This is a genomic window from Agrococcus terreus (assembly GCF_014645235.1).
Lineage (GTDB): Bacteria > Actinomycetota > Actinomycetes > Actinomycetales > Microbacteriaceae > Agrococcus > Agrococcus terreus.
In genome coordinates this window covers 1,148,662-1,169,336 of the sequence record NZ_BMLM01000001.1, presented here as the reverse complement: position 1 = coordinate 1,169,336, position 20,675 = coordinate 1,148,662, and the positions used below count along the sequence as shown (strand labels likewise).

The 20,675-nt window shown below is 73.6% G+C and carries 23 protein-coding genes and 1 other RNA gene; 9 read left to right on the top strand and 15 right to left on the bottom strand.

The annotated features are described in order from the left end of the window. Positions 1 to 16: 16 nt before the first annotated feature. Positions 17 to 1,732, top strand: a complete 1,716-nt coding sequence (gene aceB, locus IEW90_RS05725) for a malate synthase A (protein WP_188716934.1) — start codon at positions 17 to 19, stop codon at positions 1,730 to 1,732. Positions 1,733 to 1,813: 81 nt separating this feature from the next. On the opposite strand, the gene IEW90_RS05720 is transcribed toward aceB, so the two are convergent. After that, a complete protein-coding gene (locus IEW90_RS05720; protein WP_229679501.1) occupies positions 1,814 to 2,074 on the bottom strand; it encodes a zf-HC2 domain-containing protein in 261 nt (86 codons plus the stop codon). After that, positions 2,071 to 2,658 (bottom strand): sigma-70 family RNA polymerase sigma factor, encoded by a 588-nt coding sequence (locus tag IEW90_RS05715; RefSeq protein WP_229679500.1) that lies wholly within the window; start codon positions 2,656 to 2,658, stop codon positions 2,071 to 2,073. Before IEW90_RS05715 ends, IEW90_RS05720 begins: the two co-directional genes overlap by 4 nt. Positions 2,659 to 2,751: 93 nt before the next feature. Between IEW90_RS05715 and aroA the strand changes: the two genes are divergently transcribed. Genes aroA through IEW90_RS05700 form a run of 3 tightly spaced genes read left to right on the top strand, consistent with a single transcriptional unit; the run spans position 2,752 to position 5,940 of the window. After that, the gene (aroA, locus tag IEW90_RS05710) at positions 2,752 to 4,062 is read left to right on the top strand and encodes a 3-phosphoshikimate 1-carboxyvinyltransferase (RefSeq protein ID WP_188716930.1); all 1,311 of its coding nucleotides are present in this window, start codon (positions 2,752 to 2,754) and stop codon (positions 4,060 to 4,062) included. After that, a complete protein-coding gene (rsgA, locus tag IEW90_RS05705; RefSeq protein ID WP_188716928.1) occupies positions 4,062 to 5,102 on the top strand; it encodes a ribosome small subunit-dependent GTPase A in 1,041 nt (346 codons plus the stop codon). Before aroA ends, rsgA begins: the two co-directional genes overlap by 1 nt. Before the next feature lie 43 nt (positions 5,103 to 5,145). Further along, on the top strand, positions 5,146 to 5,940 hold the full coding sequence (locus tag IEW90_RS05700) for an inositol monophosphatase family protein (protein ID WP_188716926.1): 795 nt from the start codon (positions 5,146 to 5,148) through the stop codon (positions 5,938 to 5,940). Positions 5,941 to 5,992: 52 nt separating this feature from the next. On the opposite strand, the gene IEW90_RS05695 is transcribed toward IEW90_RS05700, so the two are convergent. Together IEW90_RS05695 and IEW90_RS05690 are read right to left on the bottom strand one after the other, a co-directional pair. Further along, positions 5,993 to 6,469 (bottom strand): hypothetical protein, encoded by a 477-nt coding sequence (locus IEW90_RS05695; protein WP_188716924.1) that lies wholly within the window; start codon positions 6,467 to 6,469, stop codon positions 5,993 to 5,995. Between the two features lie 132 nt (positions 6,470 to 6,601). Then, positions 6,602 to 7,075, bottom strand: a complete 474-nt coding sequence (locus IEW90_RS05690) for a VOC family protein (RefSeq protein ID WP_188716922.1) — start codon at positions 7,073 to 7,075, stop codon at positions 6,602 to 6,604. Positions 7,076 to 7,120: 45 nt separating this feature from the next. Between IEW90_RS05690 and IEW90_RS05685 the strand changes: the two genes are divergently transcribed. The 3 genes from IEW90_RS05685 to IEW90_RS05675 all read left to right on the top strand — a co-directional run bounded on the left by IEW90_RS05685 (position 7,121) and on the right by IEW90_RS05675 (position 8,859). Continuing rightward, a complete protein-coding gene (locus IEW90_RS05685) occupies positions 7,121 to 7,411 on the top strand; it encodes a rhodanese-like domain-containing protein (protein ID WP_188716920.1) in 291 nt (96 codons plus the stop codon). Positions 7,412 to 7,430: 19 nt separating this feature from the next. Further along, positions 7,431 to 7,985 (top strand): TetR/AcrR family transcriptional regulator, encoded by a 555-nt coding sequence (locus tag IEW90_RS05680; RefSeq protein WP_188716918.1) that lies wholly within the window; start codon positions 7,431 to 7,433, stop codon positions 7,983 to 7,985. Between the two features lie 73 nt (positions 7,986 to 8,058). Continuing rightward, positions 8,059 to 8,859, top strand: coding sequence for an SDR family NAD(P)-dependent oxidoreductase (locus IEW90_RS05675; RefSeq protein ID WP_188716916.1), 801 nt, complete (start codon positions 8,059 to 8,061; stop codon positions 8,857 to 8,859). A gap of 59 nt (positions 8,860 to 8,918) precedes the next feature. Here the strand turns inward: IEW90_RS05675 and IEW90_RS05670 are convergent, their stop codons facing one another. Both IEW90_RS05670 and ssrA read right to left on the bottom strand, forming a co-directional pair. After that, positions 8,919 to 10,289, bottom strand: coding sequence for an aldehyde dehydrogenase family protein (locus IEW90_RS05670; protein ID WP_188716914.1), 1,371 nt, complete (start codon positions 10,287 to 10,289; stop codon positions 8,919 to 8,921). A gap of 110 nt (positions 10,290 to 10,399) precedes the next feature. Beyond that, positions 10,400 to 10,770: a transfer-messenger RNA gene (gene ssrA, locus IEW90_RS05665) on the bottom strand. A gap of 225 nt (positions 10,771 to 10,995) precedes the next feature. On the opposite strand from ssrA, the gene IEW90_RS05660 reads away from it, so the two are divergent. Then, positions 10,996 to 11,958: a hypothetical protein gene (locus IEW90_RS05660; protein ID WP_188716912.1), complete on the top strand. Its 963-nt coding sequence runs from the start codon at positions 10,996 to 10,998 to the stop codon at positions 11,956 to 11,958. 31 nt (positions 11,959 to 11,989) lie between these two features. Here IEW90_RS05660 and IEW90_RS05655 read toward each other — a convergent pair whose 3' ends face one another. The 6 genes from IEW90_RS05655 to prfB form a co-directional block, all read right to left on the bottom strand. Next, the gene (locus tag IEW90_RS05655) at positions 11,990 to 13,018 is read right to left on the bottom strand and encodes an ATP-dependent 6-phosphofructokinase (RefSeq protein WP_188716910.1); all 1,029 of its coding nucleotides are present in this window, start codon (positions 13,016 to 13,018) and stop codon (positions 11,990 to 11,992) included. 109 nt (positions 13,019 to 13,127) lie between these two features. Next, positions 13,128 to 13,604 (bottom strand): SsrA-binding protein SmpB, encoded by a 477-nt coding sequence (gene smpB, locus IEW90_RS05650; RefSeq protein WP_188716908.1) that lies wholly within the window; start codon positions 13,602 to 13,604, stop codon positions 13,128 to 13,130. 81 nt (positions 13,605 to 13,685) lie between these two features. Beyond that, on the bottom strand, positions 13,686 to 14,600 hold the full coding sequence (ftsX, locus tag IEW90_RS05645; RefSeq protein WP_188716906.1) for a permease-like cell division protein FtsX: 915 nt from the start codon (positions 14,598 to 14,600) through the stop codon (positions 13,686 to 13,688). Then, complete coding sequence (gene ftsE / locus IEW90_RS05640) at positions 14,597 to 15,340, bottom strand: cell division ATP-binding protein FtsE (RefSeq protein WP_188716904.1); 744 nt, start codon at positions 15,338 to 15,340, stop codon at positions 14,597 to 14,599. The genes ftsX and ftsE overlap by 4 nt, the downstream gene beginning before the upstream one ends. A 60-nt stretch (positions 15,341 to 15,400) precedes the next feature. Next, entirely contained in the window at positions 15,401 to 16,798 is a 1,398-nt protein-coding gene (locus IEW90_RS05635) for a 4-hydroxyphenylacetate 3-hydroxylase N-terminal domain-containing protein (RefSeq protein WP_188716902.1), read from the bottom strand. A 33-nt stretch (positions 16,799 to 16,831) separates the two neighbouring features. Further along, complete coding sequence (prfB, locus tag IEW90_RS05630; RefSeq protein WP_188716900.1) at positions 16,832 to 17,947, bottom strand: peptide chain release factor 2; 1,116 nt, start codon at positions 17,945 to 17,947, stop codon at positions 16,832 to 16,834. A gap of 87 nt (positions 17,948 to 18,034) precedes the next feature. On the opposite strand from prfB, the gene IEW90_RS05625 reads away from it, so the two are divergent. Further along, complete coding sequence (locus IEW90_RS05625; protein ID WP_188716898.1) at positions 18,035 to 19,261, top strand: MFS transporter; 1,227 nt, start codon at positions 18,035 to 18,037, stop codon at positions 19,259 to 19,261. Positions 19,262 to 19,267: 6 nt separating this feature from the next. Here IEW90_RS05625 and IEW90_RS05620 read toward each other — a convergent pair whose 3' ends face one another. Genes IEW90_RS05620 through IEW90_RS05610 form a run of 3 tightly spaced genes read right to left on the bottom strand, consistent with a single transcriptional unit; the run spans position 19,268 to position 20,614 of the window. Continuing rightward, positions 19,268 to 19,684 (bottom strand): DUF6841 family protein, encoded by a 417-nt coding sequence (locus IEW90_RS05620; protein WP_188716895.1) that lies wholly within the window; start codon positions 19,682 to 19,684, stop codon positions 19,268 to 19,270. Continuing rightward, positions 19,684 to 19,932: a hypothetical protein gene (locus IEW90_RS05615; RefSeq protein WP_188716893.1), complete on the bottom strand. Its 249-nt coding sequence runs from the start codon at positions 19,930 to 19,932 to the stop codon at positions 19,684 to 19,686. Before IEW90_RS05615 ends, IEW90_RS05620 begins: the two co-directional genes overlap by 1 nt. A gap of 55 nt (positions 19,933 to 19,987) precedes the next feature. Beyond that, positions 19,988 to 20,614, bottom strand: a complete 627-nt coding sequence (locus IEW90_RS05610) for a TetR/AcrR family transcriptional regulator (RefSeq protein ID WP_188716891.1) — start codon at positions 20,612 to 20,614, stop codon at positions 19,988 to 19,990. Positions 20,615 to 20,675: the final 61 nt, after the last annotated feature.

The following is a 20,675-nucleotide window of genomic DNA, read 5'->3' as shown; positions in this document are numbered from 1 at the left end:
CCGGGAGGAGACCACCATGGACACCACCACTGACCGCAGCACCACCGGCCGCATCCGCATCACCGCCACCGCAGAGGGCCAGGAGCGCGTCCTCACCGAGCACGCGCTCGCGTTCCTGCTCCAGCTGCACGACCGCTTCGAGCCCACCCGCCAGCACCTGCTGCAGGTGCGCCGGCAGCGCCGCGCCGCGTTCGCCGACGGCGCCGATCCGGGCTTCCGCGACGAGACCCGGCGCATCCGCGAGGACGCCTCGTGGCGCGTCGCTCCCCCGGCGCCCGGCCTCGAGGACCGGCGGGTCGAGATCACCGGCCCCATCGAGCGCAAGATGACCATCAACGCCCTCAACTCCGGCGCGAAGGTCTGGCTCGCCGACTGCGAGGACGCCTCGAGCCCGCTGTGGCGCAACGTCATCGCAAGCCAGGTGAACCTGCAGGACGCGATCCGCGAACGCATAGCGTTCACGAGCCAGGAGGGCAAGGAGTACCGGGTCACCGCCGAGGAGACGCCGACGATCGTCGTGCGCCCCCGCGGCTGGCACCTCGACGAGCACCGCATCCTCGTCGACGGCGTGCCGATGTCGGGGGCGCTCGTCGACTTCGGGCTGCACCTCTTCCACAACGCCGACGAGCTCGTCGCGCGCGGCCGCGGCCCGTACTTCTACCTGCCGAAGCTCGAGTCGCACGAGGAGGCGCGGCTCTGGAACGAGGTCTTCGTCGTCGCCCAGCGGCTGCTCGTGCTGCCGCAGGGCACGATCCGGGCGACGGTGCTCATCGAGACGATCACGGCAGCGTTCGAGATGGAGGAGATCCTCTGGGAGCTCCGCGACCACGCGGCCGGCCTCAACGCCGGGCGCTGGGACTACCTGTTCTCGATCATCAAGGCCTTCCGCCTGCGCGGGCCCGCGTTCGTGCTCCCCGACCGGCGCAGCATCACGATGACGCAGCCGTTCATGCGCGCGTACACCGAGCAGCTCGTGCGCGCCTGCCACCGCCGCGGCGCGCACGCGATCGGCGGCATGGCGGCGTTCGTGCCGAACGCGAAGGACCGGGAGGCGACCGAGCGCGCGCTCGCGGCGGTCGCGGCCGACAAGGCGCGCGAGGCCGGCGACGGCTTCGACGGCTCGTGGGTCGCGCATCCCGGCCTCGTGGAGACCTGCAGGGAGGCGTTCACGGCCGTGCTCGGCGACGCGCCGCACCAGCTGGCGCGCACCCGCGACGACGTGCCGGTCGACGGCGCCGCGCTCATCGACCTCTCGACCGCGGAGGGCTCGATCACCGAGGCGGGCCTGCGCTCGAACGTCGAGATCGGCATCCGCTACTGCGAGGCGTGGCTGCGCGGCCACGGCGCCGTCGCGATCCACTCGCTCATGGAGGACGCGGCGACGGCCGAGATCTCGCGATCGCAGGTGTGGCAGTGGATCGCAAACGAGTCGGAGACCGAGGACGGCCGCACGATCACGCGCGAGCGGTGCGAGGCGCTCGTCGCGGCCCTCGAGCACGAGCTCGAGCGGCACGAGGGCGACCGCTTCGACGAGGCGATCGCGCTGTTCCGCGAGACGGCGCTCGAGGAGGCCTACCCGGCGTTCCTCACGCTCGCCGGCACGGAGCGCTACCTCGGCGAGGGCACCCGGCGGCCGAGCACGGGCTCGATCCCGGTGCAGCCCGCGCCCGAGGGCTCCGCCCCCGAGGCGGGTGAGCGGGGCTTCGAGGACGAGGCGCTCGAGGCGGCCTGAGCCATCGAGCACCGCGTCGCGCGTGCGCCCGCACGCGAGCGGGGACCCGGTCGACCCGGGTCCCCGCTCGTCGTGGTGGTCCTACTCGTGCTCGGCCTTGGCCGCGCGGAGGCTCGCGAGCAGCCGCGCGCGGAGGTCCTCGGGAGCGCGGTCCTTGCACGCGCCCTGCAGCGCGGCGGTGAGCGTCTCGCCCACGTGGTGCTCGGCGGAGCAGTCAGGGCACTCGGCGAGGTGCGCGCGCACGTCGGCGGCGTCCTCCGAGCACAGCTCGTTGTGCAGGTACTCCTCGAGGGCGGCGCGCGCCTCGCGGCAGTCGCCCTTCGACTCCTTCTGGTCGATCACGGCTTCTCCTCCACGGTGATCCCCTGCTCCCGCGCGTAGTCGGCGAGCAGTCCTCGCAGCAGCCGCCGGCCGCGGTGCAGGCGGCTCATGACGGTGCCGACGGGCGTGTGCATGACCTCAGCCGTCTCGGCGTAGCTGAGGCCCTCGACGTCGACCCAGTAGACCGCCATGCGGAAGTCCTCCGAGATCGACTGCAGCGCCTGCGTGACCGCGCCCGAGGGCATGCGGTCGATCGCCTCGGCCTCGGCGCTGCGCGACGACGTGGCGGAGATCGACTCGGCGTCGCCGATCTGCCACTCCTCCATGTCGTCGAGCGGCGCCTCGAACGGCCGGCGCTGCTGCTTGCGATAGGTGTTGATGTAGGTGTTCGTCTGGATGCGGTAGAGCCAGGCGCGCAGGTTCGTGCCGGGCTTGAACGAGTCGTAGGCCGCGTAGGCCTTGAGCAGCGTCTCCTGCACGAGGTCGGCGGCGTCCGCCGGGTTGCGGGTCATCCGCATGGCGGCGCCGTAGAGCTGGTCGGCGTACTGCATCGCCTGCTCCTCGAAGTCGTCGCGCTTCGCGTCGGCGGTCTGCTCGGTCGTCATCGCGGGCGAGTCTAGTGTCGCGAGCGGCACTCGGCCCCCCTTCCTGCGCATCCGTCGAGCCCCGGGGAACCCCGGGCCTCTAGATTGGAACCGATGACCGAGGCCTCGCATTCCCGTCCGTGGACCGCTCCCACCGCGACCGCGCGCATCGACGCGCGCGTGCAGCTGCCGGGGTCGAAGAGCCTGACCAACCGGGCGCTGCTGCTCGCGGCGCTCGCCGACGGCCCGAGCACGCTGCACCGGCCGCTGCGCAGCCGCGACGCGACGATCATGGCCGAGGGGCTGCGGCGGCTCGGCGCGGGCGTGCGCGAGGTGACGGGCGACGGCCTGTTCGGCCCCGACCTGCGGATCGAGCCGGGCGCCCTGGTCGGCGGCGGCGCGATCGACTGCGGCCTCGCGGGCACGGCGATGCGCTTCCTGCCGATCGTCGCGGCGCTCGCCGACGGCCCCGTCGCGTTCGACGGCGACCCCTACGCGCGCAAGCGCCCCATGGACCAGACGATCGCGTCGCTGCGCGCGCTCGGCGTGCGCGTCGACGCCGACGAGCCGCGCCTGCCGTTCACCGTGCACGGGGAGGGCCGGGTGCGCGGCGGCGAGGTGACGATCGACGCGAGCGCCTCGAGCCAGTTCGTCTCGGCGCTGCTGCTCGGGGCCGCCCGCTTCGACGAGGGGCTGACGCTGCGCCACGACGGCGAGCGGCTGCCCTCGCTCCCTCACATCGAGATGACCCTCGACGCGCTGCACCAGCGCGGCGTCGAGGCGCGCATCGTCGACGAGCGCACCTGGCGCGTCGAGCCGGGCCCCATCGCCGCGCTCGACGAGCAGATCGAGCCCGACCTCTCGAACGCCGCGCCGTTCCTCGCCGCGGTCGTCGCGGTCGGCGGCCGCATCGTGCTCGACGGCTGGCCGGCGGAGACGACGCAGGTGGGCCGGATGCTGCCGGAGCTCCTCGGCGCGTTCGGCGCCGCCTCGCACCTCGCCGACGGCGCGCTCGTCGTCGAAGCCGTGGGCGGGCGCATCCCCGGCGCGACGCTCGACATGCACGCTGCGGGCGAGCTCGCGCCCACGATCGTCGCGCTCGGCGCGCTCGCGTCGGGACCGGTCGAGATCACCGGCATCGGCCACATCCGCGGGCACGAGACCGACCGCATCCAGGCGCTCGTCGACGACATCGCGGCCGTCGGCGGTCGCGCGGTCGCGCTGCCCGACGGCATCCGGGTCGAGCCGACGCCGCTCGCCGGCGGCGCCTGGAGCGCCTACGACGACCACCGGATCGCCACGGCGGGCGCAGTCGTGGGCCTACGCGTACCGGGCGTCGAGGTCGACGACATCGGCGCGACCGCCAAGACCATCCCCGAGTTCCCCGAGCTGTGGGCGGCGATGCTCGAGGGCGGCCGGGCCTGATGAGCTGGCTCGGCGACTACGAGGACCCGTACGAGGACTACGACGAGTCGAGCGTCCGCGAGCGCCCCAACCCGAAGGCCAACCGGGCGCGCTCGAAGCAGCGGCCGGCCCACGAGGACGCCGTCACCGGCATCGTGACCGCCGTCGACCGCGGCCGGTACACGCTCGCGGTGCGGGTCGGCGAGACCGACGAGTCGGTCGTCACCGCCGCCCGGGCGCGCGAGCTGCGCCGCCAGGCGATCGTCGCGGGCGACCGCGTGGACGTCGTCGGCGACACGACGGGAGAGGAGGGCACGCTCGCCCGCATCGTGCGCATCCAGCCCCGCTCGACGGTGCTGCGCCGCTCGGCCGACGACGCCGACGTCGTCGAGCGCGTCATCGTCGCGAACGCCGACGTGCTGCTCATGGTGGTCGCCGCGGCCGACCCGGAGCCGCGGCCCGGCCTCGTCGACCGCTACCTCGTGGCGGCGCTCGACGCCGGCATCGTGCCCGTCATGGTCGTCACGAAGACCGACGTCGCCGATCCCGAGCCGTTCCTCGCGAACTTCGAGGGCCTCGGCATCGAGGTGTGGCGCTCGTCGATCGACGACCCGCCGCTCGACGAGCTGCACGCGCGCCTCGACGGCCACACGACCGTCGCGGTCGGTCACTCGGGCGTCGGCAAGTCGACGCTCGTGAACGCCCTCGTGCCGAGCGCGAACCGCGCGGTGAGCCACGTCAACGCGGTCACCGGCCGCGGGCGCCACACGTCCTCATCGACGGTCTCGTTCAAGCTCGGCGACGGCTGGATCATCGACACCCCGGGCGTGCGCTCCTTCGGGCTCGGCCACGTCGCGACCGCGAACGTGCTGCAGGGCTTCCCCGACCTCGCGGCGGTCGCGGAGGACTGCCCGCGCGGCTGCGCGCACCAGCCCGACGAGGAGTACTGCGAGCTCGCGATCGCCGCCGCCGAGGGGCGCCTCGAGCCGCGGCGCGTCGCCTCGATGCAGCGGATGCTCGCGACGCTCGTCGCGGCCCGCCGGCAGCGCTTCGAGGAGTGATCCGGCCCGCGCCCGGCGCGCGCCGCGGACGTAGGCTGGAGCCATGAGCCGCTACGACGACGACCTCGCGCTCGCGCTGCGGATGGCGGATGCCGCCGACGCGATCGCGATGGAGCGCTTCGGCGCGCAGGACCTCGAGATCACGACGAAGCCCGACGCGACGCATGTCACCGACGCCGACCGGGCGGTCGAGCGGAGCATCCGCGACGCGCTGGCCGCCGAGCGGCCGGACGACGCGATCTTCGGCGAGGAGTTCGGCCAGCAGCCCGGTGCCGCGGGCGGGACGGACCGGCAGTGGATCATCGACCCGATCGACGGCACCGCGCACTTCCTCCGAGGCACCCCCATCTGGGCGACCCTCATCGCGCTCGTGGTCGACCACCACCCGGTCGTCGGCGTCGTCTCCTCGCCCGCGCTGCACGCGCGGTGGTGGGCCGCGCAGGGCTCGGGCGCGTGGAAGCAGCCGGCCGGCGAGGAGGCGCACCGCATCCGCGTCTCCGAGGTCTCGGACCTCTCGGACGCCGTGCTCTCGTACAACTCCATCCAGGGCTGGGACGGCGCGGGCCGCATCGACGACCTCGTCGCCCTGCAGCGCGATGTGTGGCGCGCCCGCTCCTACGGCGACGCGTGGAGCTACATGCTGCTCGCCGAGGGCAAGGTCGACGTCGTGGGCGAGTTCGACCTCAAGCCCTACGACATGGCGGCGCTCGTGCCCGTGGTCGAGGAGGCGGGCGGCACGTTCACCTCGATCGGCGGCGAGCTGGGGCCCTGGCACGGCTCGGCGCTCGCGACGAACGGTCGGCTCCACGCGGGGCTGCTCGCGCGCCTCGCCCGCTGAGCGGACGGGCGCGCGAGCCGCGCCTCACATGGCGTGGATCACATCGCCTGCATCACATCGGCTGGATCGCGACGCTGAGCAGCACCACGTCGCCGGCCTCGACGATCGACGTCGCGACCAGGTGCCCTGCGCCCTCGTAGACGTTCGCCTCGACCCCGGCGATCTCGCTCGGCGCGCCCTCCATCGGCGTGAAGCCCGCCGCCTCGAGCTCGGCCGCGTACGCCTCGCCGGCGCTCGCGTCGGCCACCCGGAAGGCGCCCACGATCTGCGCGTCGTTCGAGGCGTCCTGCTCGAGGTCGCCCGCGGGGACCGGCACCTCGGCGGGCCAGCCGTCGATGGGGGCGTCGGCGGCCGGCTCGGCGGCGTCATCGGCGCCGGTCTCCTCCGCCTCGGGCGCGGTCGACGCGTCCTCCTGCACCTCGGTGGCGGCGGGCGCCTCCTCGTCGGCGGGCGGCGACGCCATGCACCCGGACAGGCCGAGGCCGACCGCGGCGACGAGCGCGAGGGTGGTGATGGGACGGAGCTGCATGCGTTCCTCTCGTGCGCACGGCCGTCGCGCGCCCGTCCACGCTCGCAGTCGCGAGGGTCCCTCACCTGGACGGAGGCCGGATGCCCGGTGTGGACGTCCGGTGTGGACGTCCGTGTGTATCCCGGGTCCGCTTCAGCGCGCGGCGGCCTCGAGCCGGGCGACGTCGAGCTTCCGCATCGAGAGCATCGCCTGCGTGACGGCCTGCGCGTGCGGGCCGCGCATGAGGTCGACGAGCTGCTGCGGCACGACCTGCCACGAGACGCCGAAGCGGTCCTTGCACCAGCCGCACTGCGACTCCTCGCCGCCGTCGGCGACGAGCGCGTCCCAGAGGCGGTCGACCTCCTCCTGCCCGTCGACGGTCACGACGATTGAGGCTGCCTCGGTCGGCGGGAACATCGGCCCGCCGTTGAGCAGCTGGTAGGGCACGCCCGCGAGCTCGAGGTCGACCGTGAGGGCGTCGCCGCCCTCCGGCCCGCCCGGGAACGGATGGCCCTCCGGGTAGCGCTCGATCGACACGATGCGGGATCCCGGGACGAGCGAGACGTAGAGCTCGGCGGCCTCCTCGATGCGGCCGTCGAACCAGAGGCAGGTGCGCACAGCGGTCATGGCGCCATGATCCTCGGCGCGCGCGCGTCGCGCTAGCCTCGATCCATGCGCGAGATCACCCCCGCCGAGGTCGCCGACCGTCCGCTCGTCGATGTGCGCGAGCAGCAGGAGTGGGATGCGGGGCACGCGGTCGACGCGATCCACATCCCGATGTCGGAGGTCGTGGCGCGGCTGTCGGAGGTGCCCGACGGCGCCGCCGTCATCTGCCGCTCCGGTGCCCGCTCGGCGCAGGTCGTCGCGTACCTCGAGCAGCAGGGCCTCGACGCGGTCAACGTCGCCGGGGGCACCCTCTCGTGGGCCCAGGCCGGCCGGCCGATGGTCGGCACGGTCGCGTAGCGCCGGCGCGCACCCGCCCGTGCCCCGCCCCGCCGCCGATCCCGGCGCGATCGCCGAGGCGGCGGCGCGCCTGTTCGTCGAGCGCGGGTACGCGGGCACGACCGTGCGCGACATCGCCGCCGAGGCCCACGTCGATCCCGCGGTCGTCATCCGCCGCTTCGGCTCGAAGGAGGCGCTCTTCCTCGAGGCGATGCGCCCTGGCGGGCTCGCCGAGGCGTGGCGGGCGACGCTCGACGGGCCGCTCGCCGCCTTCGGGGAGCGCTGCGTCGAGGCCCTGCTCGACCAGCGCGGCGACACCCGCGGGGTGTTCCTGGCGCTGCTGCGCGCGAGCGACGCCGAGGGCATCGGCTCGCACCTGCGGCGCGCGCACGAGGAGCAGTTCGTCGCGCCGCTGCGCGAGCGGCTCGAGCGCGAGGGCGACGCCGCGGGCGCCGACCTGCGGGCGCGCCTCGCCGCGGCGGCCGCGGGCGGGATGCTCTACGCGCTGTGGGCCGTGGGCGACGAGGCGCTCGCCGCCGACCGCGCCGCGCTCGTGCGCCGCTACGGGGCTGTGCTGCAGGCGGCGATCGCGTAGCATCGCTCGCGACGGCGTCGTCAACTTAGTTGACGCTTCCGCGCCGGCACCGAGCGGAACCGGGAGGCTCTCCATGCAGATCGCGCAGCGCACCTTCGTCGTCACCGGCGGCGGCAACGGCATCGGGCGGGAGGTCGTGCTCGCGCTCCTCTCCCGCGGGGCGCGCGTCGCCGCCGTCGACCTCTCGGCCGAGGGGCTCGCCGAGACCGAGCGGCTCGCCGGGCTCGGCGACCGCCTCTCGACGCACGTGGCCTCCGTCGGCGACCGCGCCGCGGTCGAGGCGCTCCCGGACGCGGTCGCGGCCGCCCACGGGCAGGTGGACGGCCTCCTCAACGTGGCCGGCATCATCCAGCCCTTCCAGCGCATCGGCGACCTGCCCTACGAGCAGATCGAGCGCGTCATGCAGGTGAACTTCTGGGGCGTGGTCCACACCACGATGGCGTTCCTGCCGCTGCTGCGCGCGCGATCGGAGGCCGCGATCGTCAACGTCTCGAGCATGGGCGCCCTCGCCCCCGTCCCGGGGCAGTCGGCGTACGGCGCGTCGAAGGCCGCGGTGAAGCTGCTCACCGAGGGCATGCACGCCGAGCTCGAGGGCACGCCGGTCGCGGTGACGGTCGTCTTCCCCGGCGGCGTCGGCACGAACATCACCGGCAACTCGGGCGTGACCATGCGCCGCAGCGCCGACACGTCCGCCTCCGCAGCCTCCATGACGACCCCGCAGGACGCGGCCGCGCAGATCGTCGACGCCGTCGCCTCCGGGGCTCCGCGCGTCGTGATCGGCAAGGACGCGCGGGCGCTCGACCGGCTTGCGCGGCTCGCGCCGGCGAAGGTCGGCGGCATCATCGCGAAGCGGATGCGGGGACTGCTCGACTGAGCCTGCAGACGAGAGGAGGCCCGGACCGCTCGGTCCGGGCCTCCTGCGTCGCTCGCGCGTCAGGGCATGACGACGAGCTTGCGGTTCATGAACTCCTCCATGCCGTGCGGCCCGAGCTCGCGGCCGAAGCCGGAGCGCTTGGTGCCGCCGAAGGGCATGTCGTAGTCCTCGGCGCCGGCGCCGTTGATGGCGACCATGCCGGCGTCGATGCGGTCGGCGATCGCGCGGGCCTGCTCGGGGTCGCTGCACCACAGGCGCGAGCCGAGGCCGAACGGGGTGTCATTGGCGAGGCGGATCGCGTCGTCCACGTCCTTCGCGCGGTAGACAGTGCCGACCGGACCGAACAGCTCCTCGCGGTACGCGTGCATCTCGCCCGTGACGCCCCCGAGCAGCGCGGGCTGCACGCGCGCGTCGCCGCTGCCGGCCACATCGCCGGCGAGCACCTGCGCGCCCTCGGCGATCGCCGACGACACCTGCTCGCGCAGGCGGTCGGCCGCGGCCTGCGACGACAGCGGGCCCACGATGGCCTCCTCGTCGTCGGCGGCGCCGATCGCGGTGCCCTCGATCGCCTCGGCGAGCTTCGCCGTGAAGTCGTCGTAGAGCTCGTCCAGCACGATGAACCGCTTCGACGCGTTGCACGACTGGCCCGAGTTCTCCATCCGCGTCTCGATGGCGTTCTCGACGACCGCGTCGAGGTCGTCGGTGGAGATCACGATGAACGGGTCGGAGCCGCCGAGCTCCAGCACCACCTTCTTGAGGTTCCGTCCGGCGACCTCCGCGACCGCGGCGCCGGCGCGCTCGGAGCCCGTGAGCGAGACGCCCCGGATCGCCGGGTGCGGGATGACGATGTCGCTGATCTGCTCGTTGGTCGCGAAGACGTTCTCGTACGCGCCCGCCGGCAGCCCCGCCTCGGTGAGGATCTCGGCGATCGTCGTCGCCGACCACGGGCACTGCGGCGCGTGCTTGAGCACCACCGTGTTGCCGAGCATGAGGTTGGGGAACGCGAACCGCGCGACCTGGTAGTACGGGAAGTTCCACGGCATGATGCCGAGGATCGCGCCCTGCGCGGACTTCCGCACCCGCGCGTCCACGCCGCCGCGGTTCTCGAGCACCTCGTCGGCCAGGAAGGCCTCCGCGTTGTCCGCGTAGTACTGGATGATCTCGCCCGAGAACTCCGCCTCGAAGATCCCCTGCCCGAGCGGCTTGCCCATCTCGGTGCGGATGATCTCCGCCAGCTCGCGCGAGCGCTCCGCGAAGATCGCCGCCGCTCTCGACAGCACCGCCGCCCGCTCCGCGATCGGCGTCGTGGACCACGACGCGAACGCCTCGTGCGCGCGCTCCACGGCCGCGCGGACCTCGTCGTCGGTGGCGGTCGGGTACTCCTTGACCTGCTCGCCGGTGTACGGGTCGATGACCTTGTAGTCGCTCACGCAGAGCCTCCTCGCAGCGTCGGGAGGGCGCTGCCGCATCGCAGCGCCCGATGACGCCCAGCGTAGTGGGGGCGTGGGCGGGGCTCTCACAGCGTGCGACTCGCGACCGGTGGTGGAGATGGGGGGAATCGAACCCCCGTCCAACGCTCGGACCGTGCGGCTTCTCCGGGTGCAGCTCAGGAAGGGCGTTCTGCTCGGCTCCGACCTTTGCCCTGAGCATCTAGGTCGACGAGCCCAGTCTCAGAGAAAGTCCCGCGATGCCCTGAGACGCAGCATCGCAGCAAGCCCTCTTGATGACGCCAGGGTCCGGGGCGAGGGCAGACCCGGTCTGACGGACTTCAGGCTCGCTTAGGCAGCGAGGGCGAAGTCGGTGCGCTTAGCGTTGGCACCTATGTGTTCCCAGGGGGCGTTCGAGAGATGACCCTGGATCCTCTACCCGCTTCCCGCTCCGACTGAGGCGCTGTCGAAACCGATCATCCCCGTGGAGTGGTGCGAGTCGCACGCTGTGGAGTTGTGGGGGCCGGATCTCCGGCTCGAGCTGGCTGGGCCAGCCCGTCATCGTATCGCGGCGGCTGAGCGTCGTGCAAGGCTCGCGCACAGGTGGGCCGCCCGCGGGGTCGACCGCGCCTAGGCTGACGACGGTCCGCGACCTCGACGGCGAGGCGACAGCGCATCGAGCAGCACCGCGCGGATCGGAGAGGCCCGCATGAGCACCGAGACCGCGTCGACCGCCGCCCTCACGGACGGCCGCTCCCACCGCCGCCCGGTCCGCCGCGCGCCGTGGTGGGCGGCGCTGCTGCTCGGGGCTGCCGCGGCCGCGCTCGGCCTGGTGCCCTGGCTGCTCACGGGCGGCGCGCTCCCCCTGCAGAACCTGTGGGAGACGGAGCCGGGGCCGGAGGGCATGCCGTTCGTGCTGCTGCCGTTCAGCCAGTACGCGATCGTGACGATCTGGGCGCTGGTCACGGTCGGCGCCGCGATCGCCGGCGTCGTCGGCCGCGCGCTCCGGCCGCGCCTCTCGCGCGGCGCGGTCGCGGCCCTCGGCACCGGCGCGATCTCGGTGCAGACGGCCGCCGTCGTGCAGACCTCGCTCGTCGTCGACGCGGGGCTCCCCACGGGCCTCCTCGCCTCGCTGTACCTCGCGGCCCTCCTGGGCGTCGCAGTGCTCTCGATCGTCGGCGGCGCGCTCGTGCTCGGCCTCGTCGCCGGCGCGGCGCGCGGCGGAGCGCTCCTGGGGTTCGCTGCGGCCGCCGTCGCGCTCGCGCCGTGGCTCAGCAGCCTGCTGCTCCCCCAGCCCGCGCTCGCCGACCAGCAGCTGTCCACGTGGGTGCTCGCGGTCGTGCCGTGGATCCCGTCGGTGCTCGTCGGCGCGGCGATCGCGTGGGCGGGCGTGCGGACCGCCGGACGGGTCGTGGGCGCGATCCTCTCGCTCGCGCTGCTGTGGGCGCTGCCGGCCGCGGTCACGGCCGCGCAGGCGGCCGCGGGCACGCGTGCCTACGCTCGCGACCCCGCCGCGCTCGTCGACCTCGCGATCGACGTGCTCCAGGAGGCGCTGCTGCAGCCGGCGGTGGTCGTGCCGAGGCTCGTCGTCGCGGTCGTCGTCGCCGCGGTCGGGCTCGCGGCCGCGGCGCTCGTGCGCCGCAGCCGCAGCCGCGGCGCACGGCGCGCGTGACGAGCCCTCGACCCGTCGGCGCGGAGGCGGATCAGCCGAAGAGCGCCTCGGCCTCGCGGTAGCGGTGCTCGGGCACGCGCTTGAGCTCGCCGAGCGCGTCGTCGAGGCTGACGCGCACGATGTCGGTGCCGCGCAGCGACACCATCGTGCCCCACGCCCGGTCGACCACCGCATCCGTCGCCGCGAGCCCGAAGCGGGTCGCGAGCACGCGGTCCGCACCGCTCGGGGCGCCGCCGCGCTGGATGTGGCCGAGCACGGTCGAGCGCGACTCGATGCCCGTGCGCTCCTCGATCATCGGCGCGATGACCTCGCCGATGCCGCCGAGGCGCGGGCGGTTGAACGCGTCGAGGCCCTTGCGGGAGTACTCCTCGTCCATGCCCTCGAGCTTGAAGCCCTCGGAGACCACGACGAGCGGCGCGCGGCGGCGGTCGTAGACCTGCTGCACGTAGTCGGCGATCCACTCGATCGAGCGCGGCTGCTCGGGGATGAGCGTGACGTGCGCGCCGGTGGCGATGCCGGTGTGGAGGGCGATCCAGCCCACGTGGCGGCCCATGACCTCGAGGACCATGCAGCGCATGTGCGAATCGCCGGTCGTGCGGAGCCGATCGCCCGCCTCGGTCGCGATCTGCACGGCGGTGTCGAAGCCGAACGTGTAGTCGGTGGCGTCGAGGTCGTTGTCGATGGTCTTCGGCACGCCCACGATGGGGATGCCGTCGTCGGCGAGGCGCTTGGCCGCCGCCAGCGTGCCCTCGCCGCCGATCGCCATGACGGCGTCGATGCCGAGGCGCTCGAGCGTCTTCGCGACGTTCGCGGCGCCGCCGCCCGAGCCCTCGTAGGGGTTCGTGCGGCTCGTGCCGAGGATCGTGCCGCCGATGCGCGAGATGCCGCGCACCGCGGAGCGGTTGAGCACGCGCACGTCGCCGTCCACGAGGCCTCGGTAGCCGTCGCGGATGCCGACGAACTCGAGGCCGTGGTGCTTCATGCCCGTGAGGACTGCGGCCCTGATGACCGCGTTGAGCCCGGGGCAATCGCCTCCGGACGTGAGGATGCCGACTCGCATGGATGCCTTCCGCCGGCTTCGCCTGGGTGAACCTGCCGGCGCCCCCATCCAACCCGCTCGATCCTGGGATGTCGAACGACCAGGAGGCCGGCACCGGACGTCGGCCCGCCTACTCCCCCATGCGGTTGCGGGTGCGCATGGCGCGCTCCGCCTCGCGCTTGTCCTGGCGCTCGCGCAGCGCGTGCCGCTTGTCGTAGTCCTTCTTGCCCTTCGCGACGGCGAGCTCGACCTTGGCGCGCCCGTCCTGGAAGTAGAGCGAGAGCGGCACGAGCGTGTAGCCGCCCTGCGACACCTTCGCCTGCAGCTTGTCGATCTCGCTGCGGTGGAGCAGCAGCTTGCGCTTGCGGCGCGGCGGGTGGTTCGTCCAGGTGCCCTGGCCGTACTCGGGGATGTGCACCGCATCCAGCCAGGCCTCGCCGCGGTCGACGAAGGCGTAGCCGTCGACGAGGGACGCGCGGCCCGCGCGCAGCGACTTCACCTCGGTGCCCGTGAGCACGAGGCCCGCCTCGATCCGATCCTCGATCGTGTAGTCGTGGCGCGCCTTGCGGTTCTGCGCCACGACCTTCTGGCCGGTCTCGCGCGGCATGGTGCCCTCCCCTTCGTCGCCCGCACGCCGCGGGCAGCCCTCCAGCCTAGCGGCAGGAGCGCCGTGCGGCCAGGCGGGCGCCTAGATCCGCAGGTAGCGCCGGATCGCGACGGCCGCCGCGACGCCCGCGAACAGCACGCCGATGCCCACGAGCACGGGCGCGACGAGCAGCGCGTCGTCGATCGTCACGATCGCGATCGTCTGCAGCATCGGCGCCACGTAGCCCTGGAGGAAGAAGTGCACGATCGCGATCACCGAGCCCGCCGCCAGCACCGCCCCGAGCAGCGCCGCGACGACGCCCTCGATGATGAACGGCGTCTGGATGAACCGGTTCGAGGCGCCCACGAGCCGCATGATGCCGAGCTCGCGCTTCCGCGAGAACGCGGAGAGCCGGATGGTCGTGGAGATGAGCAGCACGGCCGCGACGAGCATGAGCACGGCCACGCCGATCGCCGCGAGCGACGCGGTGTTGAGCACCTGGAAGATCGGATCGAGGAGCGCCTGCTGGTCGCGCACCTCGAGCACCCCCGGCAGCGCGCTCGTCGCCTCCCGGATGAGCTCGGCGTCGGCGGGCGAGGCGGGCTGCACGCGGAGCGCCTCGTTCATCGTCTCGGGGCTCGCGAACTCTGCGCTCGCCGTGCCGCCGAACTGCTCCATGAAGTTCGCGTACGCCTGCTCGCGGTCCTCGAACACGACGTCGCCCACGTACGGGGCGATCGCCCCGGAGGCGAGCACGTCCTGCACCGCCTGGACCTGCTCCTCGGTCGCGGCGGTCTGCGTGCAGGTCTCCGTCGCGTCGACGGGCCCGCAGAAGTAGATGCCCACCTGCGCGCGGTCGTACCAGAAGCCCTTCATCTGGTTGATCTGCAGCTGCAGCAGGATCGCCGCGCCCACGAAGGACAGCGAGATGAACGTGACGAGCACGACCGAGACGACGACCGACAGGTTGCGGCGGAGGCCGTTCCAGACCTCCTGGCCGATGAGCTGGAGCCTCATGCGCGCACCTCCGCGCCTTCGTCGGCGTCCTGGTCCTCGTCGTCGTACGCGGCGAGCTGCCGCCGGTACGAGCCGGAGGCCTCGTCGCGCATGATGCGTCCGGCGTCGAGCTCGACGACGCGCTTCTGCATCGAGTCGACGATGGAGGCCTCGTGCGTGGCCATGACGACGGTCGTGCCGCCCTCGTTGATGCGCGCGAGCAGCGCCATGATGCCGGCGCTGGTCGACGGGTCGAGGTTGCCGGTGGGCTCGTCGGCGAGGAGGATCGGCGGCCGGTTGACGACGGCGCGCGCGATCGCGACGCGCTGCTGCTCGCCGCCGGAGAGCTCGTGCGGCAGGCGGCTGGCCTTGCCTGCGAGGCCGACGATCTTCAGCACGTCGGGCACGGCCTCCGAGATGAAGCCGCGGCTCTTGCCGATCACCTGCAGGGTGAAGGCGACGTTCTCGTAGACGGTCTTGTTGTGCAGCAGGCGGAAGTCCTGGAACACGACGCCGAGGTTGCGGCGGAAGAAGGGCACGCGGCGGCTGGGCAGCGCCTGGAGGCGCTGGCCGAGCACGTGCACCTCGCCGCTCGTGGGGCGCTCCTCGCGGAGCACCATGCGGATGAGCGTGCTCTTGCCGGAGCCGGAGGCGCCGACCAGGAACACGAACTCGCCCTTGAGGATCTCGAGCGAGATGCTCTCGAGCGCGGGGCGCGCCTTGCGGGAGTAGGTCTTCGAGACCTCGTCGAACCGGATCATGACCTGACGAGGGTATGGGCGCGGGCACTCGCGCACCGCGCACCGGCGCGGCGGGTCGGGCTATCGCCCGCGCCAGCCGTCGAGCCGTCCCTGCGCCTGCGCGAGGCCGAGGATGCCGACGTGGGTGCGCTCCGGCTGCCCCCAGTGGCTGCGCTCGTAGAGCTCGTGGCGGGCGCCGAAGCCGCTGACGATCGCGTCGTGCAGCGTGCCGAGCACCTCGAGGCGCGTCGCGGCGTCGGCGCCGCCGGAGCCGCGCAGCAGCGGCGCGACGTCCGGATGCGCGGCGAGCGCGTCGACGGGCAGCGGCAGGTGCGCGAGGCCGGAGGCGAGCGTCGTCTGCAGCAGGATGCGCATGCGGCTGTAGGCGTCGGGCGCGTACGCCGAGAACGCCATCGCGGGCTCGACGCCCGGTCCCCATGCGCGGCCGTCGGGATGGTCGTCGCCGACGGGCGCGGCCTGCTCGATCATCGCGTCGCGCATGCCGGCGACGACGTGCCGGAAGGCGACGACCTCGCCGAGCGCGGCCTGCACGCCGCGGATGCCGCTCGTGCCCAGGATCTCGACCGCCCGCTCCGCGAGGCCCGCGATGTGCTCGAGCTTCGCCTCGAGCCGGGTGGCCGACTGGAAGGCGAGCCGCGCGTTCCAGCCGACGGCGCCGCGGTTGTGGCCGAGCATCGTCGCCGCGTCGCGGATGAGGACGTCGTGCCACGGCACGAGCACGTCGTCGAGCACGACGAGCGCGTCGTGCTCGGCGAAGCGCGTCGCGAGCGGCTGGTCGGCGCCCGTCGGCATGCCGCGCACGTAGAGGCGCACGCCCGGCGCGCCGACCGGGACGGAGGCGGCGATCGCGAACGCGTCCGTCCGCACCTCGCCGCCGAAGTGCGAGACGAGGAGGCGCTGCGCCGTCGCGGCGCCCGTGACGACGGCCTTCGCGCCGCGCAGCACGAGCCCCTCGTCGGTCTCGCGCACGACGTGCAGGAAGACGTCGCCGACCTCGTCGGGCGGCAGCTCGCGGTCGACGGGCGGGTTGACGAGCGCCTGCGCGTAGTGCGTGACGGCGGCCGCGTCGCGCGCGTGCACGCCCCGCACCGCATCCGCCTGGTCGCCGTAGAACGATGCGTGGGCGGCCATCGACGTGACGACGCTCGCCAGCATCTCGGGCGTGCGGCCCATCCATCCGTGGGTCGTGCGCTGCCAGGCGCGGATCGCCTCGCGCTGCGCGCGGAGGTCGTCGCGCGAGCGCGGGATCGCCCAGAAGGCGTGCGTCGGAGCGCAGTCCGGGCCCTCGGCGAGCAGCGCCTCGGCGTCGGGGCCGTGGAGGCTGTCGTAGAGCGACGCGATGGTCGTCGTGGCGCCCGCGAACGCGGGGTGCGCGGCGACGTCGGCGACCGGCTGGCCGTCGAGCACGACGACGCGGCCGTCGTCGAGGCTCGCGAGGTAGTCGGCGCCCGTCTGCATCGTGCCCCGCGCTCCCCTGGTCGTCCTGCTCGGCTAGTCCTGCTCGGCCTGCTGCTGCTTGCGCCAGCGGATGCCGGCCGAGATGAAGCCGTCGAGGTCGCCGTCGAAGACGGCGCTCGGGTTGTTCACCTCGTGGAGCGTGCGGAGGTCCTTGACCATCTGGTACGGCGCGAGCACGTACGAGCGCATCTGGTCGCCCCAGCTCGCGGCGATGTTGCCGGCCAGCTCCTTCTTGCGGGCGGCCTCCTCCTCGCGCTGGCGCAGCATGAGGCGGCTCTGCAGCACGCGCATGGCGGCGGCGCGGTTCTGGATCTGGCTCTTCTCGTTCTGCATCGAGACGACGATGCCGGTCGGGATGTGCGTGATGCGCACCGCCGAGTCGGTCGTGTTGACGCTCTGGCCGCCGGGGCCCGACGAGCGGAAGACGTCGACGCGGATGTCGGTCTCGGGCACCTCGACCTCGACCGCCTCCTCGAACAGCGGCACGACCTCGACCGCCGCGAACGAGGTCTGGCGCTTGCCGGCCGCGCCGAAGGGGCTCATGCGCACGAGGCGGTGCGTGCCGGCCTCGACCGAGAGGTTGCCGAAGGCATAGGGCGAGTCGACCTCGAACGACGCCGACTTGATGCCCGCCTCCTCCGCGTACGAGGTCTCGTGCACCGTCACGGGGTAGCCGTGCTGCTCGGCGTACCGCAGGTACATGCGCAGCAGCATCTCGGCGAAGTCGCTCGCGTCGACACCGCCGGCGCCCGCGCGGATGGTGACGACCGCGGGCATGGAGTCGAACTCGCCGTCGAGGAGCGTCTGGATCTCCATGTCGGCGACGACCTTCTGGATGCTCGCGAGCTCCTTGCGGGCCTCGTCCTGCACCGACGCGTCGCCCTCCTCGTTCGCCATCTCGACGAGCACCTCGAGGTCGTCGATGCGCGCCTCGGTCTCGGTGATGCGCTTGAGGGCGGCCTGCTTGTGGCTGAGGGCGCTCGTGACCTTCTGAGCGGCCTCGACGTCGTCCCAGAGGTCCGGGGCGCCGGCCTGCTCGGACAGCGCCGCGATGTCGGCCTGCAGCTGGGGCACGTCGGCCACGGCTGCGATGTCGGCGAAGGTGGAGCGGAGCTCGGCGATGTCGCCGGCGATGTCGAGATCGGCCATGATGCTCCAGCCTAGCGAGGCCGCGGCCGGTCGAGCCCCGTCCGCCTCGCGGTCAGGCGGCGCGGGCGGCGGTCGTAGGCTCCAGGAGTGAGCGGAGTCGACCAGTCGGAGCGCTTCCCGTGGCGGAAGGTCGCCGGCGCCGCCTTCGTGCCGACCGCCGCCTTCGCGATCGGCGAGGGGGCGGTCATCCCCTACATCCCGCTCATCGCAGGCGATCTCGGCGCCTCGCTCGCCGTCGCGGCCGTGGTCGCGGCGATGCTCACGGTCGGCCAGCTCGCGGGCGACGTGCCGGGCGGCTCGGTGGTGGCGCGCTTCGGCGAGCGGCCCACGATGATCGCCGCCGGCGCGCTCGTGCTCGTCGCCCTCGTCATCGCGTTCTTCGCCCGAGACGTGTGGATGCTCGGGCTCGCGGTGTTCATCCTGGGCCTGGGCCACGCGGTGTTCGGGCTCGCCAGGCACGCCTTCATGACGACCTTCGTGCCCATCCGCTACCGGGCGCGGGCGCTGTCGACGCTCGGCGGCATCTTCCGCCTCGGCATGTTCGTCGGGCCGCTCGTCGGCTCCGCGGTGCTGGGCCTCGGACTGCCCGTGCACTCGGTGTGGGTCGTGTGCGCGATCGGCACGATCGTCGCCATCCTCGTGCTCGTCGTGCTGCCGGATCCCGCCTCGGCGTTCGAGCGCACGCCCGCCACCACCGGCACGATCGAGGTGGTGCAGGAGCGGCAGCACGTGTGGGCCGTCATCCGGCAGAACGCGAAGGTGCTCGGCACCGTCGGCGTCGGCGCCGCGGTGCTCGCGCTCGCGCGCTCGGCCCGACAGGTGCTGCTGCCGCTGTGGGCGGTCTCGATCGGACTCGACGGCGTCACGACCGGCATCGTCATCGGCATCGCCGGCGGCGTCGACTTCGCCCTCTTCTTCCTCTCGGGCTGGATCATGGACCGCTTCGGCAGGCTGTGGTCGATCGTGCCGGCGCTGACGCTCATGGGCGTCGCCTTCACGATGCTCGCGGTCTCGCACGACCTGGACGCGGCGGTCATCTGGTTCGTCGCGGCGGCGATGACGCTCTCGATCGGCAACGGCTTCGGATCCGGCATCGTCATGACGCTCGGCGCCGACCTCGCCGACCGGCAGAACCCGGCGCCGTTCCTCGGCGCCTGGCGCCTCACGGTCGACCTGGGCGGCGCGGCGGCGCCGCTGCTCATCTCGTTGCTCGTGTCGGTCGCGTCGATCGCGCTGGCAGCGGGTTCGCTGACGGCGCTGTGCGTCGCGGGCGCGGTGCTGCTCGTGCGGTACCTGCCGCGGAAGGTGGAGTAGCCGCCGCTACAGCGGGTTCTCCAGCTCGCCCACCGCGAGCGCCGCCACGTGGATCCGCCAGGCGTCCTCGTCCGGATCCCGGCGCAGCAGGTACTCGAAGTCGGCCTGGTCGACCCGCTCGCCCGACGCGTCGAGGAGGTCCCAGTGCACGAGCGCCCGCACGAGCCGGGGCGAGAGCACCCGGTGCTCGAGGATCGTCGCGCGAGCGGCGGCGAGGCCCTGCTCCCGGTACTGCGGGTAGGCGCCCGCCAGCCCCTCGGCGAGCCGCTCGCGGCTCTCGACGGCGCCGACGACGTCGTCGGTGACCATCAGGCCGGGCATCGCCCAGAGCGCCGCGGTCGCCGGCGCGTCCATCGCGCCGAGCGCGTCGCCGTACTCCGCGAAGAGGTGCTCGAGCTCCGCGCGGAAGTCGTCGTCGGCCATCACTCGTCCCGTCGGAGCTCCTGCCGGGCGGCGAGGTCGTGCGCGAACGAGGTGGCCTCCTCGCGCAGCTCGTCATCGGTGAGCTCGCCCTGCTGTATCTGCTCGACGAGGGCGCGGAAGCCCGGGTGCTCCATGAGCTGCCGCAGGCCGTCGGCCGCGCGCTCGGGCTGGTCGGTGGGCAGGCTCGCCGCCACCGCGTCGTAGTCGATCGAGGTCGGGTCGGAGTCCTGCGGGGTCTGCTCGGCCATGGGCGCGAGGGTACTCCGCAGGGCTGGGCCCCCGGGCCGAGACGCTGGACCGCTGTCAGCCGTGCGGCGGATGCGCGCCCGGCCACCAGGCGGGCACCTGCGCGACGATCGCGGCCGCGGCCGCCTCGACGTCCTCGTCGTCGCCGCGCGCCCAGCGGGCGCTCGCGGCCACGACGCCGCCCGCGAGGTGCGCGGCGGCGATGCCGCTCGCGGCGCCGGGCACGGCGACGCCCAGCGCGACGAACGCGTCCACGGCGAGCTGCACGCGCGCCTCGAGCCGCTCGAGCACGCGGCGCGCGAACGACGGCGACTCGAGCAGCGCGCTCCATGCGGCGCGCTGCTCGTGGATGCCGCGCAGCTGCTCGGCGAGCTGCTGCTCGTAGCGGGCCGCGAGCGCGACCGGGTCGGTCGCGGCGTCCACGACCGCCTCGTCGACGGCCGCGAGGCGGTCGAGCTCCTCGGCGAAGGCGTCGTCGGCGGCGGCGCGCACGTCGCTCCAGTGGCCGTAGAAGGTGACGCGGTGGATGCCGGCGCGGCGGCAGATCTCCGCGACGGTCAGCTCGTCGAGCGGCACCTCGGTGAGCGCGGCGCGCACGGCGCCGAGCACCTTCTCGCGGGTGCGCATGGCGCGCGGCTCCTGCCGGTCGGCGGCCGCGCTGCCCGAGCGGATGGGCGTCGTCATGCATCCCATGATGCGGCACCGCCGAGCGTTGCCCCTCGCCACGCCTCAGCATCCGTGCAGG

Coding starts and splice junctions, on each gene's coding strand:
- aceB (WP_188716934.1), top strand. CDS start 17: ATGGACACCACCACTGACCGCAGCACCACCGGCCGCATCCGCATCACC.
- IEW90_RS05715 (WP_229679500.1), bottom strand. CDS start 2,658: ATGACGACCGAGCAGACCGCCGACGCGAAGCGCGACGACTTCGAGGAG.
- aroA (WP_188716930.1), top strand. CDS start 2,752: ATGACCGAGGCCTCGCATTCCCGTCCGTGGACCGCTCCCACCGCGACC.
- rsgA (WP_188716928.1), top strand. CDS start 4,062: ATGAGCTGGCTCGGCGACTACGAGGACCCGTACGAGGACTACGACGAG.
- IEW90_RS05700 (WP_188716926.1), top strand. CDS start 5,146: ATGAGCCGCTACGACGACGACCTCGCGCTCGCGCTGCGGATGGCGGAT.
- IEW90_RS05695 (WP_188716924.1), bottom strand. CDS start 6,469: ATGCAGCTCCGTCCCATCACCACCCTCGCGCTCGTCGCCGCGGTCGGC.
- IEW90_RS05690 (WP_188716922.1), bottom strand. CDS start 7,075: ATGACCGCTGTGCGCACCTGCCTCTGGTTCGACGGCCGCATCGAGGAG.
- IEW90_RS05685 (WP_188716920.1), top strand. CDS start 7,121: ATGCGCGAGATCACCCCCGCCGAGGTCGCCGACCGTCCGCTCGTCGAT.
- IEW90_RS05675 (WP_188716916.1), top strand. CDS start 8,059: ATGCAGATCGCGCAGCGCACCTTCGTCGTCACCGGCGGCGGCAACGGC.
- IEW90_RS05660 (WP_188716912.1), top strand. CDS start 10,996: ATGAGCACCGAGACCGCGTCGACCGCCGCCCTCACGGACGGCCGCTCC.
- IEW90_RS05655 (WP_188716910.1), bottom strand. CDS start 13,018: ATGCGAGTCGGCATCCTCACGTCCGGAGGCGATTGCCCCGGGCTCAAC.
- smpB (WP_188716908.1), bottom strand. CDS start 13,604: ATGCCGCGCGAGACCGGCCAGAAGGTCGTGGCGCAGAACCGCAAGGCG.
- ftsX (WP_188716906.1), bottom strand. CDS start 14,600: ATGAGGCTCCAGCTCATCGGCCAGGAGGTCTGGAACGGCCTCCGCCGC.
- ftsE (WP_188716904.1), bottom strand. CDS start 15,340: ATGATCCGGTTCGACGAGGTCTCGAAGACCTACTCCCGCAAGGCGCGC.
- IEW90_RS05635 (WP_188716902.1), bottom strand. CDS start 16,798: ATGCAGACGGGCGCCGACTACCTCGCGAGCCTCGACGACGGCCGCGTC.
- prfB (WP_188716900.1), bottom strand. CDS start 17,947: ATGGCCGATCTCGACATCGCCGGCGACATCGCCGAGCTCCGCTCCACC.
- IEW90_RS05620 (WP_188716895.1), bottom strand. CDS start 19,684: ATGGCCGACGACGACTTCCGCGCGGAGCTCGAGCACCTCTTCGCGGAG.
- IEW90_RS05615 (WP_188716893.1), bottom strand. CDS start 19,932: ATGGCCGAGCAGACCCCGCAGGACTCCGACCCGACCTCGATCGACTAC.
- IEW90_RS05610 (WP_188716891.1), bottom strand. CDS start 20,614: ATGACGACGCCCATCCGCTCGGGCAGCGCGGCCGCCGACCGGCAGGAG.